Here is a 15,311-nt window from a genome sequence, read left to right on the forward strand (position 1 = left end):
AGACCCGGTGAGGAGGCGGGCAATTCAACTCAGACTGCGTTCCGCGATCGACTCGGCGACAACGCTGCTCGCGGAAGCCGGGATTGATTCGGCACGTTACGACGCGGAGGAGTTGGCCGCGCATCTGGCCGGCACCGACCGTGGCCGGCTGGCGCTGCTCACGTCACCCGACGACACCTTCTTCGACCACTACCGCGACTCGGTAGCCGCGCGATCACGCCGCATTCCGTTGCAGCACCTGACCGGCACGGCCGCATTCGGACCGTTGAGATTGTCCGTCGGACCCGGTGTGTTCATCCCGCGACCCGAAACCGAGTCGATGCTGGAATGGGCGACCGCGCAACGCCTTCCGGATTCCCCGGTGATCGTCGATCTGTGCACCGGTTCGGGCGCGCTGTCGCTCGGGCTGTCGCGACACTGGCCCGCGGCCCGGGTGATCGGGGTCGACGACTGCGAGACGGCCCTGGACTACGCGCGGACAAACGCCGCCGGCACGCGAGTGGAGCTACTGCATGCCGACGTCACGGCGCCCGGTGTGCTGAGTCAGCTCGATGGGCAGGTCGATCTGCTGGTGTCCAACCCGCCCTACGTTCCCGAGGGCGTCGAGCTCGAACCCGAAGTGCTCGACCATGATCCGTCGCATGCCGTGTTCGGCGGCCCGGACGGCATGACGGTGATCACCGCCCTGGTCGGGTTGGCTGGACGGCTGCTGCGCCCCGGTGGCCTGTTCGCCGTCGAGCACGACGACACGACATCCGCGCTGACCGTCGAACTGATCGGCGACACAACGTCGTTCGAGGACGTCGTACCCCGATCCGACCTCACCGGACGTCTGCGATTTGTCACGGCCCGCCGGGCGGACGGCCGCCCATGAGCGAGGCATTCGACTGTACCGACCCCGAACAGCGTTCGCGCGCAATCACCTCGGCGGCCGCCGCCGTGAAAAACGGTGGCCTGGTGGTGTTGCCGACCGACACGGTGTACGGCCTGGGCGCCGACGCGTTCGACAGCAGCGCGGTGGACGCGCTGCTGGCCGCCAAGGGCCGCGGCCGTGACATGCCGGTACCGGTCCTGGTCGGCTCATGGCACACCATCGACGGCCTGGCCATGTCGGTCTCCACGTCGATGCGCAACCTGGTCCGGGCGTTCTGGCCCGGCGCACTGAGTCTGGTTGTCCGCCAAGCGCCGTCGGTGCTGTGGGACCTCGGCGACGCCCGCGGCACGGTCATGCTGCGGATGCCGCTGCACCCGGTCGCCATCGAATTGCTGCGCGAGGTCGGACCGATGGCGGTCTCCAGCGCTAACATCTCCGGAAGCCCGCCGGCCGTGGACGCGGAGAATGCCCGCGAACAACTGGGCGACCTCGTCGACGTCTACCTCAACGGCGGTCCCTCAGCGCAGCAAGCCGCCTCGACCATTCTGGATTTGACCGCTCCCGAGCCGCGCATTTTGCGATCGGGCCCGATCAGCGCCGAGCGGATCGCGGAGGTGCTCGGCATAGATGCCGGGACTCTGACCGGCTGAACGGTCGGGCAACTCAGATCGATCTCAGGGCAGTGCAGTACGGTTTTTCGGATGGTCAGCGGTGCCGACAACCTCGCCGCCGGTGTGTTCGCCTTGGCTGATCGCGGCGCCGGGGTCCCGCTGCGCGAGCTCGCACTCGTTGGACTGACCGCCGCGATCGTCACCTACTTCGTCACCGGACCCGTGCGGGTGATGGCGACCCGGTGGGGCGCGGTGGCCTACCCGCGCGAGCGCGACGTGCATGTGACGCCGACGCCGAGGATGGGCGGCCTGGCGATGTACATCGGCGTTGTCGCGGCGGTTTTCCTCGCCTCGCAGCTTCCCGCGCTCACCCGCGGTTTCGTCTACTCGACGGGCATGCCCGCGGTGGTGCTGGCGGGTGGGCTGATCATGGGCATCGGCCTGATCGATGACCGCTGGGGCCTGGACGCGCTGACGAAGTTCGCGGGCCAGATCACCGCGGCCAGCGTGCTGGTCACGATGGGCGTCGCATGGAGCGTTCTCTACATCCCGTTGGGCGGGGTCGGAACGATCGTGCTGGACCAGGTGTCGTCGATTCTGCTGACGTTGGCGTTGACCGTGTCGATCGTCAACGCGATGAACTTCGTCGACGGACTCGACGGGCTGGCGGCCGGGTTGGGGATCATCACGGCGCTGGCCATCTGTATGTTTTCGGTCGGATTGCTGCGCGATCACGGGGGCGACGTGCTGTTCTACCCGCCCGCGGTGATCTCGGTGGTGCTGGCCGGCGCCTGTCTGGGTTTCCTGCCGCACAACTTCCACCCGGCCAAGATTTTCATGGGCGATTCCGGTTCGATGCTGATCGGCCTGATGCTGGCCGCGGCCTCCACGACCGCGGCCGGACCCATTTCGCAGAACGCCTACGGCGCCCGTGATGTGTTTGCTCTGCTGTCGCCGTTCCTGTTGGTCGTGGCCGTGATGTTCGTGCCGATGCTGGATCTGTTGCTGGCGATCGTGCGCCGGACCCGGGCCGGCCAAAGCGCCTTCAGTCCCGACAAGATGCATCTGCACCATCGGCTGTTGCAAATCGGTCATTCGCATCGGCGAGTCGTGCTGATCATCTATTTGTGGGTCGGCATCGTCGCCTTCGGCACCGCAAGCACGATTTTCTTCAATCCGCGAGACACCGCTGCGGTCATGTTGGGCGCGATCGCGATCGCGGTTTTCGCAACGCTGATTCCGCTTTTGCGACGCAGTGACGATGTCTACGACGAAGAGTAGTAGGTTCCTCCTCAATATGGTAAGGTGCTGGTAGAACCCGAATTACCTCGCGGGTTGCCGGCCACCGGCAGTCGGAGTCAGCTCCGGTCCTGCCGACAAACGACCGACAAAGGGGAGCAGTCCCTTGGGTGATGCGAGTGCAGTGAAAGCGCTCCGATACGCTCAACGGGCCACTCAACGAGCAACAACGCAACTCCCCCCGGACGAGGACTGAGGTGCTGCAGTGACCACACCAGCGCAGGACGCGCCGTTGGTGTTCCCCTCCGTTGCATTCCGGCCTTTTCGCCTTTTCGCCATCTCGCTGGTGCTGACCGTCGCGGCCGTGGCCATAGGCGCGTCGTTCGGCTCCCCGAAGTTCGGCGTGTTCTTCGGCGTAGGGCTGATGTTGGGTTTGCTCAACGCACTTGGCGTGCAGCGCTCGGTGGCGTCGATCACCGCGGATGCGCACCCGTTGAAGAAGAAGATGGCGCTGAACTCAGCATCCCGATTGATGTTTATCACCGTGGCCGGGCTGGCTATTGCGTATGTGTTCCGGCCGGCCGGGCTGGGCGTGCTCTTCGGGCTCGCGCTATTCCAGGTGCTGCTGGTGCTGTCGACGGCGCTACCGGTTTGGAAGAAGTTGCGCAGCGGCACCCCTGACGCGATCGAAGGGACAGAAGACAGCAATGACTGAGGCTTTTCTGGCCGAGGGCGCGATCGAGGTCGGCAAGCACCACACCGCCGAATGGTTCGGCTACACCATCAACATCGACACCGTGGAGTCCTCGGCGATCGCTGCTCTGATCGTGATCGGGCTGGCATTCCTGCTGCGTGCCAAGGTCACATCTTCCGGCGTTCCAGGCGGTGTGCAGCTGTTCTTCGAAGCGATCACCGTCCAGATGCGCGACCAGATCGAGAGCGCGATCGGCATGCGCATTGCGCCCTTCGTGCTGCCGCTCGCGGTCACGCTGTTCATCTACATCCTGATCTCCAACTGGTTGTCGGTGCTGCCGCTGCAATACAGCGATAACGGGAAGAGCACCGAATTGCTGTCCTCGGCGGCGGCCGATATCAACTACGTGCTCGCCTTGGCCCTCTTCGTGTTCGTCTGCTACCACGCGGCGGGAGTCTGGCGCCGCGGCATCATCGGACACCCGCTCAAGGTGCTCAAGGGGCACGTCGCCGTGCTCGCACCAATCAACCTGGTGGAAGAACTCGCCAAGCCGATCTCGTTGTCGCTCCGACTCTTTGGCAACATCTTCGCCGGTGGCATCCTGGTCAGCCTGATCGCGCTGTTTCCGCCGTACATCTTGTGGGCGCCCAATGCGATCTGGAAGACCTTCGACTTGTTCGTCGGTGCGATTCAGGCATTCATCTTCGCGCTGCTGACGATCCTGTACTTCAGCCAATCGATGGAGCTCGAAGACGAACACCACTAGATCCGCCCACGCACAGCAATCACAGACCTGGTACACGACTACCAGTTATCAAGGAGGATAAGAAATGGCAGACGCGAATCTTCTCGGTCTCGGCGCCTACATCGGCGGCGGACTTATCTTGGCCGGCGGCGCGATCGGAGCAGGAATCGGCGACGGCGTCGCCGGTAACGCGCTGATCTCCGGTATCGCCCGGCAGCCCGAGGCGCAGGGTCGGCTGTTCACACCGTTCTTCATCACAGTGGGTCTGGTCGAGGCCGCCTACTTCATCAATCTGGCCTTCATGGCGCTGTTCGTCTTTGCCGCGCCGATCGCCCCTAAGTAGTCCGCAGACATGGGTGACATGAACGTCGTAGTGCTGGCTGCTGGTAGCCAGGCAGAGGGCAACTTTCTGGTGCCCAATGCCACCTTCTTCGTCGAGCTGACCATCTTCTTGATCGTGCTCGGCGTGATCGGCACCTTCGTGGTTCCGCCGATCTCGAAGGTGCTCAAAGAGCGCGACAACATGATCACCAAAACGGCTGCTGACAACAAGAAATCGGCCGAGCAGTTCGCCGCTGCCGAGGAAGACTACGAGAAGGCGTTGTCCGCCGCTCGGGTCACGGCATCGGCGGCTCGCGACGAGGCCCGGGCAGAGGGCCGCAAGGTTGTCGAGGAAAAGCGTGGACAGGCCGAGGAGCAGGTCTCCTCGACACTCCAGGACGCTGCCGAGCAACTGAAGCGGGAGGGCGACGCTGTGGCGGCGGAACTTCGCACGCGGGTGGAGACTCTCTCCACGACGCTGGCGAGCCGCATCATCGGCGTCGAGGTCACCACCTCGGTCTCGGCCACCGGATCGGGGCGTTAGGCACACATGTCGACATTTATCGGACAGCTCGTCGGGTTCGCCGTCATCGTCTGGCTGATCTGGCGCTATGTCGTACCGCCGGTCCGCAAGCTGATGGCAGACCAGCAGAACACGGTCCGCCAACAGCTGGCCGACTCGTCGGCCGCCGCCGATCGGCTCGCCGAAGCCAGTCGAGCCCACGCCAAGGCGAAAGAAGACGCCAACGCGGAATCTCGGCGTCTGACCGAAGAGGCGCAGTCCGATGCGAAGCGCATCGGTGAGCAACTACGGGAACAGGCCGAGAGCGACGCGGAGCGGATCAAGCAGCAGGGCGGCCGGCAGGCGGAGCTGCTGCGTTCGCAACTGATCCGTCAGCTACGTCAGGACATCGGTAACGAATCCGTCAGGCGGGCAAGCGATCTGGTGCGCGGCTACGTCGCCGAACCGGGTCAGCAGTCCGCGACGGTCGACCGGTTCCTGGACGATCTCGACGAGATGGCGACCTCGACGGCCGACGTGCAGTACCCCGTCGCGACCAAGATGCGTTCAGCCAGCCGGCTGGCGCTGACGGCGCTGCTGGAACAGTTGGATGGGATCGCGGACAACCTCGATGACGACGGGTTGTCCACGCTCGCCGATGATCTGACATCCGCCGCCGCGCTACTGATTCGCGAGAGCGTGGTCGCCCGCTACCTCACCCAGCCCTCCGAGGACTCGTCGCCACGCGTTCATCTGATCGAGCGACTGCTGTCGGGAAAGATCGGTCAGCCCGCTCTTGATGTCCTCAAAGCCGCAGCCGCCGAACGGTGGTCGGCCGAAGCCGATCTCATCGACGCCGTCGAACTATCAGCGCGGCAAGCCCTCCTGATCCGCGCCGAAAAGGCCGACGAGGTCGACGAGGTGGAAGATCAGCTGTTCCGGTTCTCACGCATTCTCGACGCCCAGCCGCGACTTGCCATCGTGCTCGGCAACTACGAGGTGGACGCCGATGCACGAGTTCAGTTGCTGCGCAACGTCCTCGCCAACGCGGGCGATGGCGCCAATGCGATCACGACGGAGTTGCTCGCCAAGACGGTTCAATTGCTCCGCGGACAGCCGGCCGAAGCGGCCGTGCAGAGCCTGGCCGAAGTCGCGGTGGCCCGGCGTGGCGAGGTCGTCGCGCAGGTACGTGCGGCGGCCGAACTCAGCGATGCCCAGCACACCCGCCTCACCGAGGTGCTGAGCCGGATCTACGGCCATCCGGTCACAGCGCAAGTTTCCATCGACCCAGAGCTGCTCGGCGGGCTCGCAATATCGGTTGGTGACGAGATCATCGACGGCACGCTGTCGTCGCGTCTCGCCGCGGCCCAGACCCAGTTGCCTGACTGAACAACTACCGACGCATCACCATCGACAAGCAGGAAGAACGAAAAGCCATGGCAGAGTTGACAATCTCGGCTGACGACATTCAGGGCGCGATCGAGGAGTACGTGAGCTCCTTCTCCTCCGACACCACCAAAGAAGAGGTGGGCACCGTCGTCGACACCGGTGACGGCATCGCCCACGTCGAGGGCTTGCCATCGGTGATGACCCAGGAGCTCCTCGAGTTCTCCGGTGGGGTTCTCGGCGTGGCGCTCAACCTCGACGAGCACAGCGTCGGCGCGGTCATCCTGGGTGACTCCGAAAAGCTGGCACAGGGACAACAGGTCAAGCGCACCGGCGAGGTCCTTTCGGTGCCCGTCGGCGACGAATTCTTGGGCCGCGTGATCAACCCGTTGGGTGAGCCGATCGACGGTCAGGGCGACATCAAACCCGACGCTCGCCGGGCCCTGGAGATCCAGGCCCCGTCGGTGGTCCAGCGGCAAGGCGTCTCTGAGCCGCTGCAGACCGGCATCAAGGCCATCGACGCGATGACGCCGATCGGTCGTGGCCAGCGTCAGCTGATCATCGGCGACCGTAAGACCGGCAAGACCGCGGTGTGCGTCGACACCATCCTCAACCAGCGGGAGAACTGGGAGAGCGGCGACGAGAAGAAGCAGGTGCGCTGCGTCTACGTGGCCATCGGCCAGAAGGGCACCACGATCGCTTCGGTCCGGCGTGCCCTCGACGAAGGCGGCGCGATGGATTACACCACCATCGTCGCCGCGCCGGCGTCCGACTCGGCCGGGTTCAAATGGCTTGCGCCCTACACCGGTTCGGCGATTGCACAGCACTGGATGTACGACGGCAAGCACGTGCTGATCGTCTTCGACGACTTGAGCAAGCAGGCCGAGGCCTACCGTGCCATCTCACTGCTGCTGCGTCGTCCGCCCGGTCGTGAGGCCTACCCAGGTGACGTGTTCTACCTGCACTCGCGGCTGCTGGAACGTTGCGCGAAGCTGTCCGACGAGCTCGGCGGCGGCTCGTTGACCGGTCTGCCGGTGATCGAGACCAAGGCCAACGACATCTCGGCCTACATCCCGACCAACGTCATCTCGATCACCGACGGCCAGGTGTTCCTCGAGTCCGACTTGTTCAATCAGGGTGTCCGGCCCGCGATCAACGTCGGTGTGTCGGTGTCCCGGGTGGGTGGCGCGGCGCAGATCAAGGCGATGAAAGAGGTCGCGGGAAGTCTCCGTTTGGACCTGTCGCAGTTCCGCGAGTTGGAGTCGTTCGCGGCGTTCGCCTCGGACCTGGATGCCACCTCGAAAGCACAGCTGGATCGCGGCGAACGGTTGGTCGAGCTGCTCAAGCAGCCGCAGTACCGGCCGTCACCTGTTGAGGAGCAGGTCGTTTCGATCTTCCTCGGCACCGGTGGACACCTCGACTCGGTTCCGGCCGAAGACGTGCATCGCTTCGAGGCCGAGTTCCTCGACCACATTCGGGGAGCCGAGGACGGCATCCTGTCCTCCATCAAGGAATCGTCGAAGCTCAGCGAAGAGACCGAGAAGAAGTTGGTCGACGCGATCAAGGAGTTCAAGAAGGGCTTCGCGGCTACCGGCGGTGGATCGGTGGTGGCCGACGAGCACGTCGAGCCTCTCGACGAAGACCAGGTCGAAAAGGAAGCAGTGCAGGTACACAAGCCTGCACCGCCGGAGCAGAAGAAGTAATCGAAGATGGCTGCCACACTTCGCGAACTGCGGGGTCGCATTCGTTCCGCCGGGGCGATCAAAAAGATCACCAAGGCCCAGGAAATGATCGCGACGTCGCGTATCGGCAAGGCCCAGACGCGGCTGAAAGAGGCCCGGCCCTACGCTGAAGAGATCACCCGGGTGCTCACCACGCTCGCATCGGAGGCCGCACTCGACCACCCGCTGCTGGTCGAGAAGTCCTCGACCAAACGCGTTGGCGTGCTGGTGGTCTCCTCGGACCGAGGACTGTGTGGCGCGTACAACTCCGGTGCCTTCCGCAAGGCCGAAGAGCTCTTCTCGCGGCTGCGACAGGACGGCAAGACTCCGGTGCTCTACACCGTTGGACGTAAAGCGCAGGGCTACTTCAAGTTTCGCAACTGGGACATCAGCGAATCGTGGACCGGTTTCTCGGAGCGGCCCAGTTACGAGAACGCGGCGGAGGTCGCCGAAACCCTGGTGGATGCCTTCATGGCCGGCGCCGGCGAGGACGAGTCCAGCGACGAGTCCGGAGTGGACGAATTGCACATCGTCTACACCGAATTCAAGTCGATGATGTCGCAATCCGTCGGGGCGCACCGGATGGCCCCGATGGTCGTGGAGTACATCGAAGACGACGACGAGCCCCACACCTTGTACTCGTTCGAGCCTGATGCGACGACGCTGTTCGACGCGCTGCTGCCGCGTTACGTGACCACCCGGGTCTACACGGCACTGCTGGAATCTGCTGCGTCGGAACTGGCGTCGCGCCAGCGTGCGATGAAGTCGGCCAGTGACAACGCCGACGACCTCATCAAATCGCTCACGCTCGAGGCGAACCGCGAGCGGCAGGCTCAGATCACCCAGGAAATCAGCGAAATCGTCGGTGGCGCGAATGCGCTCGCCGACGCCAAATAAGCCCCAGCAGGAAGCGAAGAGGATATGGCTGCTACCACCCAAAAGGCTGAGAAGTCGACGAACTCGAAGGGCGGCGACACCAACGGCCGCGTGGTGCGGATCACCGGACCCGTCGTCGACGTCGAATTCCCGCGCGGCTCCGTGCCGGAGTTGTTCAACGCCCTACACGCCGACATCACTTATGAGGACCTGGCGAAGACGCTGACGCTGGAGGTCGCGCAGCACCTCGGCGACAGTCTGGTTCGCACCATCTCGATGCAACCGACCGACGGACTGGTCCGCGGCGTCGACGTGACCGATACCGGAAAGGCGATCTCGGTGCCGGTCGGCGAGGGCGTCAAGGGCCACGTGTTCAACGCCCTGGGTCAGTGTCTGGATGACCCGGGCTACGGAGAAGACTTCGATCACTGGGGGATTCATCGGAAGCCGCCGCCATTCGACGAGCTCGAGCCGCGCACCGAGATGCTCGAGACCGGCCTGAAGGTCGTTGACCTGCTGACCCCGTACGTGCGTGGTGGCAAGATCGCGCTGTTCGGCGGTGCCGGTGTGGGTAAGACCGTGCTGATCCAGGAGATGATCAACCGTATCGCCCGAAACTTCGGTGGTACTTCGGTATTCGCCGGCGTCGGGGAGCGCACCCGTGAGGGCAACGACCTGTGGGTCGAGCTTGGCGAGGCGGATGTGCTCAAGGACACCGCGCTGGTCTTCGGTCAGATGGACGAGCCGCCCGGCACCCGTATGCGAGTCGCCCTGTCGGCGTTGACGATGGCCGAGTACTTCCGTGACGAGCAGGGCCAGGACGTGCTGCTGTTCATCGACAACATCTTCCGATTCACCCAGGCCGGTTCCGAGGTCTCAACCCTGCTCGGCCGGATGCCTTCGGCCGTGGGCTACCAGCCCACCCTGGCCGACGAAATGGGTGAGCTGCAGGAACGGATCACCTCGACCCGAGGCAAGTCCATCACCTCGATGCAGGCGGTGTACGTGCCCGCGGACGACTACACCGACCCCGCGCCGGCGACGACGTTCGCGCACCTGGACGCCACCACCGAGCTGTCCCGAAACGTGTTCTCCAAGGGCATCTTCCCGGCAGTGGACCCGCTGGCGTCCAGCTCGACCATCCTGGACCCGGCGATCGTCGGTGACGAGCACTACCGGGTAGCGCAGGAAGTAATTCGAATCCTGCAGCGCTACAAGGATCTTCAGGACATCATCGCAATTCTGGGTATCGATGAGCTTTCCGAAGAGGACAAGCAGCAGGTCAACCGGGCGCGCCGGATCGAGCGGTTCCTCTCGCAGAACATGATGGCGGCCGAGCAGTTCACCGGTCAGCCTGGATCCACCGTTCCGCTGAAGGAAACCATCGAGGCGTTCGACAAGCTGGCCAAGGGCGAGTTCGACCACATTCCCGAGCAGGCGTTCTTCCTCATCGGCGGCCTGGACGATCTCGCCAAGAAGGCCGAAAGCTTCGGCGCCAAGCTGTGATGTGCTGGGGCCGGCGGAGATCGAGCGTGGAAGGGCAGGTGTGAGATGGCCGTGCTGAACGTGGAGATCGTGGCCGTCGATCGCAAAATCTGGTCCGGCGAGGCGACGTTCCTGTTCACCCGCACCACGGTGGGGGAGATCGGGATTCTGCCCAGTCACATCCCGCTCGTTGCGCAACTGGTCGACGACGCCATCGTTCGCGTCGAGCGCGAGGGCGAGGACGACCTCCGGGTCGCCATCGAAGGCGGCTTCCTGTCGGTCACCGAGGAGAGCGTCAGCGTCCTAGCCGAGTTCGCGAAATTCGAGTCGGAGATCGACGAGGCTGAGGCCAAACAGGATTCGGAGTCAGACGACCCTCGCATTGCTGCCAGGGGACGCGGCAGATTGCGCGCTGTCGGCGCGCTCGACTAACGGGTCGCGGCGATGAGCGCGCTCATGGTTGTCATGGCCGTGCTCGTCGCTGTGCTGGGTCTTGCGGTCGTCGCCCTGAGCTACCGGTTGTGGAAGCTGCGCCAGGGCGGGACCGCGGCGATCATGCGGGACATTCCCGCGGTCGGTGGACACGGTTGGCGCCACGGCGTAATTCGTTATCGCGGAGGCGATGCCGCGTTCTACCGACTGTCCAGTGTTCGGCTGTGGCCGGATCGTCAGCTCAACAGACGTGGGGTCGAGCTTGTTTCGCGGCGCCCACCGCGGGGCGACGAGTTCGACATCATGACCGAAGAGATTGTCGTGCTGGAGCTACACGACACCACGCAGGATCGTAAGGCCGACTACGAAATCGCGCTGGATCGTGGCGCATTGACCGCCTTCCAGTCGTGGCTGGAGTCGCGTCCCTCGCCGCGTGCGCGCCGTCGCAGCACCTGATCCGATCGCGTTCGACTAGTCGGATCGCTCGCCGCCGGGTTTCCAGAGCACGTCGCCGTCCGCGTTGACCAGTCGGCACAAGATGAACAGCAAGTCCGACAGCCGGTTCAGATACTTCGCGGGCAGCGGGCTGACGTCCGACGGGTGCTCCTCGATCGCATCCCACGCCGAACGCTCAGCGCGCCGCGACACCGTGCGGGCGACATGCAGCAGCGCCGATAGCGCCGAACCACCAGGCAGCACAAAGGATTTCAGCGGAGGCAGGCTCGCGTTGAACTCGTCGCACCATTTTTCGAGTCGGTCGATGTAGTCCTGCGTGATGCGCAGCGGAGGATGCTCCGGGTCCTCGACGACCGGCGTCGAGAGATCCGCGCCGGCGTCGAACAGGTCATTCTGGATCTGACGCAACACGTCAGCTATCTGCTGCTGCGGGGCGCCCAAGGCGATTGCGGCACCGATCGCCGCGTTGGCCTCATCGCAGTCGGCGTATGCCACCAATCGCGTGTCGTTCTTGGATACCCGGGAAAAGTCACTCAATCCCGTCGTTCCGTCGTCGCCGGTACGGGTATATATGCGGGTCAGATGTACTGCCATGAGCAAACGGTACCCGTCGGACTGACCTAGCCGACTGACAGGCCGATACGGCTTCACTAAACTAGCCTCGTGGCGGAGCATTTCGTGGTGACCGGTGGTAGTCGGTTGTCCGGCGAAGTCGCCGTCGGGGGAGCCAAAAACAGCGTTCTCAAGCTGATGGCCGCCGCGCTGCTCGCGGAAGGCACCAGCACGATCACCAACTGTCCGGACATCCTCGACGTGCCGTTGATGGCCGAGGTGTTGAGAGGACTGGGCGCCAACGTCGAACTGGACGGTTCGACGGTGCGGATCACCTCGCCGGACGAACTCAAGTACGACGCCGACTTCGCCGCGGTGCGTCAGTTCCGGGCCTCGGTCTGCGTACTCGGTCCGTTGGTGGGGCGCTGCAAGCGGGCCAAGGTGGCACTGCCAGGCGGTGACGCCATCGGGTCGCGCCCGTTGGACATGCATCAGGCCGGTCTGCGCCAACTCGGGGCGGTCTGCAACATTGAGCACGGCTGCGTCGTCGCGCAGGCAGTTTCCTTGCACGGCGCGGAGATTCAGCTCGAGTTCCCCTCGGTCGGGGCCACCGAGAACATCTTGATGGCTGCGGTTCTGGCCGAAGGCGTCACGACGATTCACAATGCGGCACGCGAACCCGACGTGGTCGATTTGTGCACGATGCTGAACCAGATGGGCGCGGAAGTCGAAGGCGCGGGCTCACCGACGATGACGATCAACGGTGTGCCGCGGTTGTACCCGACCGAGCATCGCGTGATCGGCGACCGAATCGTGGCTGCGACGTGGGGTATCGCCGCGGCAATGACCCGCGGAGATGTCACGGTGACCGGCGTCGACCCGGCGCATCTGCAGGTGGTGCTGCACAAGCTGCACGACGTCGGCGCCACCGTCACTCAGACGAACGACAGCTTCCGGGTCACTCAGTACGAGCGGCCGAAGGCCGTCAACGTCGCGACGTTGCCGTTCCCCGGTTTTCCGACGGATCTGCAGCCGATGGCGATTGCGCTGTCCTCGATCGCCGACGGCACGTCGATGATCACCGAGAACGTCTTCGAGGCGCGGTTCCGGTTTGTCGAGGAGATGATCCGGCTGGGTGCCGACGCCCGCACGGATGGTCATCACGCCGTCGTCCGAGGTCTTCACCAGCTGTCGAGTGCGCCCGTCTGGTCATCGGACATCCGGGCGGGCGCCGGACTGGTGCTGGCCGGCCTGGTCGCCGATGGTGACACCGAGGTGCACGACGTCTTTCACATCGACCGGGGTTACCCGCTGTTCGTGGAGAATCTGGCCAGTCTCGGGGCTGAAATCGAGCGAGTAGAGTAGGTCGACAAGTACGGCGCACATCTGTTGTAGAGCAGCAGACAGTGCAGTTTGACGGCGCTTTTGCGATGGAGTACAGTTGCAGGGTTGCCCGAAAGCGGGTGTTGTTTGAGAACTCAATAGTGTGTTTGGTGGTTTTGTTTTGTTGTTGTTTTTGGCTGCATTCTGGCGTCCCGTGTTGGGGTGTGGCTTGTTTTGTTTTTGATGCCAGTTTTTGGTGTTGTTTTGCTGGTGGTCAGGTTTTTCTGATTTGAATTCGGTCTGCGCCTTTTGGGGTGTGGGTGGGTTTTTGTTTGGAGAGTTTGATCCTGGCTCAGGACGAACGCTGGCGGCGTGCTTAACACATGCAAGTCGAACGGAAAGGCCCTTTCGGGGGTACTCGAGTGGCGAACGGGTGAGTAACACGTGGGTGATCTGCCCTGCACTTCGGGATAAGCTTGGGAAACTGGGTCTAATACCGGATAGGACTACGAATCGCATGGTTTGTGGTGGAAAGCTTTTGCGGTGTGGGATGGGCCCGCGGCCTATCAGCTTGTTGGTGGGGTGATGGCCTACCAAGGCGACGACGGGTAGCCGGCCTGAGAGGGTGTCCGGCCACACTGGGACTGAGATACGGCCCAGACTCCTACGGGAGGCAGCAGTGGGGAATATTGCACAATGGGCGCAAGCCTGATGCAGCGACGCCGCGTGGGGGATGACGGCCTTCGGGTTGTAAACCTCTTTCACCATCGGCGAAGCCGGTAGCTTGTGTTGCCGGTGACGGTAGGTGGAGAAGAAGCACCGGCCAACTACGTGCCAGCAGCCGCGGTAATACGTAGGGTGCGAGCGTTGTCCGGAATTACTGGGCGTAAAGAGCTCGTAGGTGGTTTGTCGCGTTGTCCGTGAAATTCCCTGGCTTAACTGGGGGCGTGCGGGCGATACGGGCAGACTGGAGTACTGCAGGGGAGACTGGAATTCCTGGTGTAGCGGTGGAATGCGCAGATATCAGGAGGAACACCGGTGGCGAAGGCGGGTCTCTGGGCAGTAACTGACGCTGAGGAGCGAAAGCGTGGGGAGCGAACAGGATTAGATACCCTGGTAGTCCACGCCGTAAACGGTGGGTACTAGGTGTGGGTTTCCTTCCTTGGGATCCGTGCCGTAGCTAACGCATTAAGTACCCCGCCTGGGGAGTACGGCCGCAAGGCTAAAACTCAAAGGAATTGACGGGGGCCCGCACAAGCGGCGGAGCATGTGGATTAATTCGATGCAACGCGAAGAACCTTACCTGGGTTTGACATGCACAGGACGCCGGTAGAGATATCGGTTCCCTTGTGGCCTGTGTGCAGGTGGTGCATGGCTGTCGTCAGCTCGTGTCGTGAGATGTTGGGTTAAGTCCCGCAACGAGCGCAACCCTTGTCTCATGTTGCCAGCGCGTTATGGCGGGGACTCGTGAGAGACTGCCGGGGTCAACTCGGAGGAAGGTGGGGATGACGTCAAGTCATCATGCCCCTTATGTCCAGGGCTTCACACATGCTACAATGGCCGGTACAAAGGGCTGCGATGCCGTGAGGTGTAGCGAATCCTTGAAAGCCGGTCTCAGTTCGGATCGGGGTCTGCAACTCGACCCCGTGAAGTCGGAGTCGCTAGTAATCGCAGATCAGCAACGCTGCGGTGAATACGTTCCCGGGCCTTGTACACACCGCCCGTCACGTCATGAAAGTCGGTAACACCCGAAGCCAGTGGCCTAACCCTTGTGGGGGGAGCTGTCGAAGGTGGGATCGGCGATTGGGACGAAGTCGTAACAAGGTAGCCGTACCGGAAGGTGCGGCTGGATCACCTCCTTTCTAAGGAGCACCACGAAAAGAGTGCGGCATCAGCGTCGTGCTCGGGCCGTGAGGAACTCCGTGCCTGTAGTGGGCGGGGGTTTGGTGCACAACAACGTGGGTGTTCTGGTTTTCCAGGCGCCGGCATTTCCGCCAACACACTATTGGGTCCTGAGGCAACACCTGTGTTGTTCTAGGCCGTGGTGCGGCCTGGTCAGGTGGTGTCGCTCCATCTTGGTGGTGGGGTGTGGTG

The 15,311-nt window shown here is 63.4% G+C and carries 15 protein-coding genes and 1 rRNA gene; 15 read left to right on the top strand and 1 reads right to left on the bottom strand.

Annotation, left to right across the window (positions count from 1 at the left end):
• Positions 1–22: 22 nt before the first annotated feature.
• From prmC to ACQY5A_RS15900, 13 genes are all read left to right on the top strand, one after another.
• On the top strand, positions 23–874 hold the full coding sequence (gene prmC / locus ACQY5A_RS15840) for a peptide chain release factor N(5)-glutamine methyltransferase (protein ID WP_428341534.1): 852 nt from the start codon (positions 23–25) through the stop codon (positions 872–874).
• Positions 871–1,524, top strand: coding sequence for an L-threonylcarbamoyladenylate synthase (locus ACQY5A_RS15845; RefSeq protein ID WP_428341267.1), 654 nt, complete (start codon positions 871–873; stop codon positions 1,522–1,524). The genes prmC and ACQY5A_RS15845 overlap by 4 nt, the downstream gene beginning before the upstream one ends.
• Before the next feature lie 51 nt (positions 1,525–1,575).
• The gene (locus ACQY5A_RS15850; RefSeq protein WP_428341268.1) at positions 1,576–2,766 is read left to right on the top strand and encodes a glycosyltransferase family 4 protein; all 1,191 of its coding nucleotides are present in this window, start codon (positions 1,576–1,578) and stop codon (positions 2,764–2,766) included.
• A gap of 223 nt (positions 2,767–2,989) precedes the next feature.
• A complete protein-coding gene (locus ACQY5A_RS15855; RefSeq protein ID WP_428341269.1) occupies positions 2,990–3,439 on the top strand; it encodes an ATP synthase subunit I in 450 nt (149 codons plus the stop codon).
• On the top strand, positions 3,432–4,184 hold the full coding sequence (gene atpB / locus ACQY5A_RS15860; protein ID WP_428341270.1) for a F0F1 ATP synthase subunit A: 753 nt from the start codon (positions 3,432–3,434) through the stop codon (positions 4,182–4,184). The genes ACQY5A_RS15855 and atpB overlap by 8 nt, the downstream gene beginning before the upstream one ends.
• 64 nt (positions 4,185–4,248) lie before the next feature.
• The gene (locus ACQY5A_RS15865) at positions 4,249–4,506 is read left to right on the top strand and encodes a F0F1 ATP synthase subunit C (protein ID WP_428341271.1); all 258 of its coding nucleotides are present in this window, start codon (positions 4,249–4,251) and stop codon (positions 4,504–4,506) included.
• 9 nt (positions 4,507–4,515) lie between these two features.
• Entirely contained in the window at positions 4,516–5,028 is a 513-nt protein-coding gene (locus ACQY5A_RS15870) for a F0F1 ATP synthase subunit B (RefSeq protein ID WP_428341272.1), read from the top strand.
• A 6-nt stretch (positions 5,029–5,034) separates the two neighbouring features.
• Complete coding sequence (locus ACQY5A_RS15875) at positions 5,035–6,375, top strand: F0F1 ATP synthase subunit B/delta (protein WP_428341273.1); 1,341 nt, start codon at positions 5,035–5,037, stop codon at positions 6,373–6,375.
• Positions 6,376–6,422: 47 nt separating this feature from the next.
• Positions 6,423–8,075 carry a F0F1 ATP synthase subunit alpha gene (gene atpA / locus ACQY5A_RS15880; protein WP_428341274.1) on the top strand — a complete coding sequence of 551 codons (1,653 nt, stop codon included), beginning with the start codon at positions 6,423–6,425 and terminating at the stop codon, positions 8,073–8,075.
• Between the two features lie 6 nt (positions 8,076–8,081).
• A complete protein-coding gene (locus ACQY5A_RS15885; RefSeq protein WP_428341275.1) occupies positions 8,082–8,990 on the top strand; it encodes a F0F1 ATP synthase subunit gamma in 909 nt (302 codons plus the stop codon).
• 24 nt (positions 8,991–9,014) lie between these two features.
• Complete coding sequence (atpD, locus tag ACQY5A_RS15890) at positions 9,015–10,475, top strand: F0F1 ATP synthase subunit beta (protein WP_428341276.1); 1,461 nt, start codon at positions 9,015–9,017, stop codon at positions 10,473–10,475.
• Positions 10,476–10,520: 45 nt separating this feature from the next.
• Positions 10,521–10,886 carry a F0F1 ATP synthase subunit epsilon gene (locus ACQY5A_RS15895; protein WP_428341277.1) on the top strand — a complete coding sequence of 122 codons (366 nt, stop codon included), beginning with the start codon at positions 10,521–10,523 and terminating at the stop codon, positions 10,884–10,886.
• A gap of 12 nt (positions 10,887–10,898) precedes the next feature.
• Complete coding sequence (locus ACQY5A_RS15900) at positions 10,899–11,342, top strand: DUF2550 domain-containing protein (RefSeq protein WP_428341278.1); 444 nt, start codon at positions 10,899–10,901, stop codon at positions 11,340–11,342.
• A 15-nt stretch (positions 11,343–11,357) separates the two neighbouring features.
• Here the strand turns inward: ACQY5A_RS15900 and ACQY5A_RS15905 are convergent, their stop codons facing one another.
• Positions 11,358–11,936 (bottom strand): cob(I)yrinic acid a,c-diamide adenosyltransferase, encoded by a 579-nt coding sequence (locus ACQY5A_RS15905; RefSeq protein WP_428341279.1) that lies wholly within the window; start codon positions 11,934–11,936, stop codon positions 11,358–11,360.
• 69 nt (positions 11,937–12,005) lie between these two features.
• Here ACQY5A_RS15905 and murA point away from each other — a divergent pair, with 69 nt between their 5' ends.
• Together murA and ACQY5A_RS15915 are read left to right on the top strand one after the other, a co-directional pair.
• Positions 12,006–13,259 carry a UDP-N-acetylglucosamine 1-carboxyvinyltransferase gene (gene murA / locus ACQY5A_RS15910; RefSeq protein WP_428341280.1) on the top strand — a complete coding sequence of 418 codons (1,254 nt, stop codon included), beginning with the start codon at positions 12,006–12,008 and terminating at the stop codon, positions 13,257–13,259.
• Between the two features lie 287 nt (positions 13,260–13,546).
• A 16S ribosomal RNA gene (locus ACQY5A_RS15915) occupies positions 13,547–15,079 on the top strand.
• Positions 15,080–15,311 lie beyond the last annotated feature (232 nt).

The organism is Mycobacterium sp. (genome assembly GCF_965277065.1).
GTDB lineage: Bacteria > Actinomycetota > Actinomycetes > Mycobacteriales > Mycobacteriaceae > Mycobacterium.

What these genes read in the sequence shown, in the direction of transcription:
- ACQY5A_RS15845 (WP_428341267.1), top strand. Translation starts at nt 871, where the DNA reads ATGAGCGAGGCATTCGACTGTACCGACCCCGAACAGCGTTCGCGCGCA.
- ACQY5A_RS15870 (WP_428341272.1), top strand. Translation starts at nt 4,516, where the DNA reads ATGGGTGACATGAACGTCGTAGTGCTGGCTGCTGGTAGCCAGGCAGAG.
- ACQY5A_RS15875 (WP_428341273.1), top strand. Translation starts at nt 5,035, where the DNA reads ATGTCGACATTTATCGGACAGCTCGTCGGGTTCGCCGTCATCGTCTGG.
- ACQY5A_RS15900 (WP_428341278.1), top strand. Translation starts at nt 10,899, where the DNA reads ATGAGCGCGCTCATGGTTGTCATGGCCGTGCTCGTCGCTGTGCTGGGT.
- ACQY5A_RS15865 (WP_428341271.1), top strand. Translation starts at nt 4,249, where the DNA reads ATGGCAGACGCGAATCTTCTCGGTCTCGGCGCCTACATCGGCGGCGGA.
- ACQY5A_RS15850 (WP_428341268.1), top strand. Translation starts at nt 1,576, where the DNA reads ATGGTCAGCGGTGCCGACAACCTCGCCGCCGGTGTGTTCGCCTTGGCT.
- ACQY5A_RS15885 (WP_428341275.1), top strand. Translation starts at nt 8,082, where the DNA reads ATGGCTGCCACACTTCGCGAACTGCGGGGTCGCATTCGTTCCGCCGGG.
- atpA (WP_428341274.1), top strand. Translation starts at nt 6,423, where the DNA reads ATGGCAGAGTTGACAATCTCGGCTGACGACATTCAGGGCGCGATCGAG.
- atpD (WP_428341276.1), top strand. Translation starts at nt 9,015, where the DNA reads ATGGCTGCTACCACCCAAAAGGCTGAGAAGTCGACGAACTCGAAGGGC.
- ACQY5A_RS15905 (WP_428341279.1), bottom strand. Translation starts at nt 11,936, where the DNA reads ATGGCAGTACATCTGACCCGCATATATACCCGTACCGGCGACGACGGA.
- ACQY5A_RS15895 (WP_428341277.1), top strand. Translation starts at nt 10,521, where the DNA reads ATGGCCGTGCTGAACGTGGAGATCGTGGCCGTCGATCGCAAAATCTGG.
- atpB (WP_428341270.1), top strand. Translation starts at nt 3,432, where the DNA reads ATGACTGAGGCTTTTCTGGCCGAGGGCGCGATCGAGGTCGGCAAGCAC.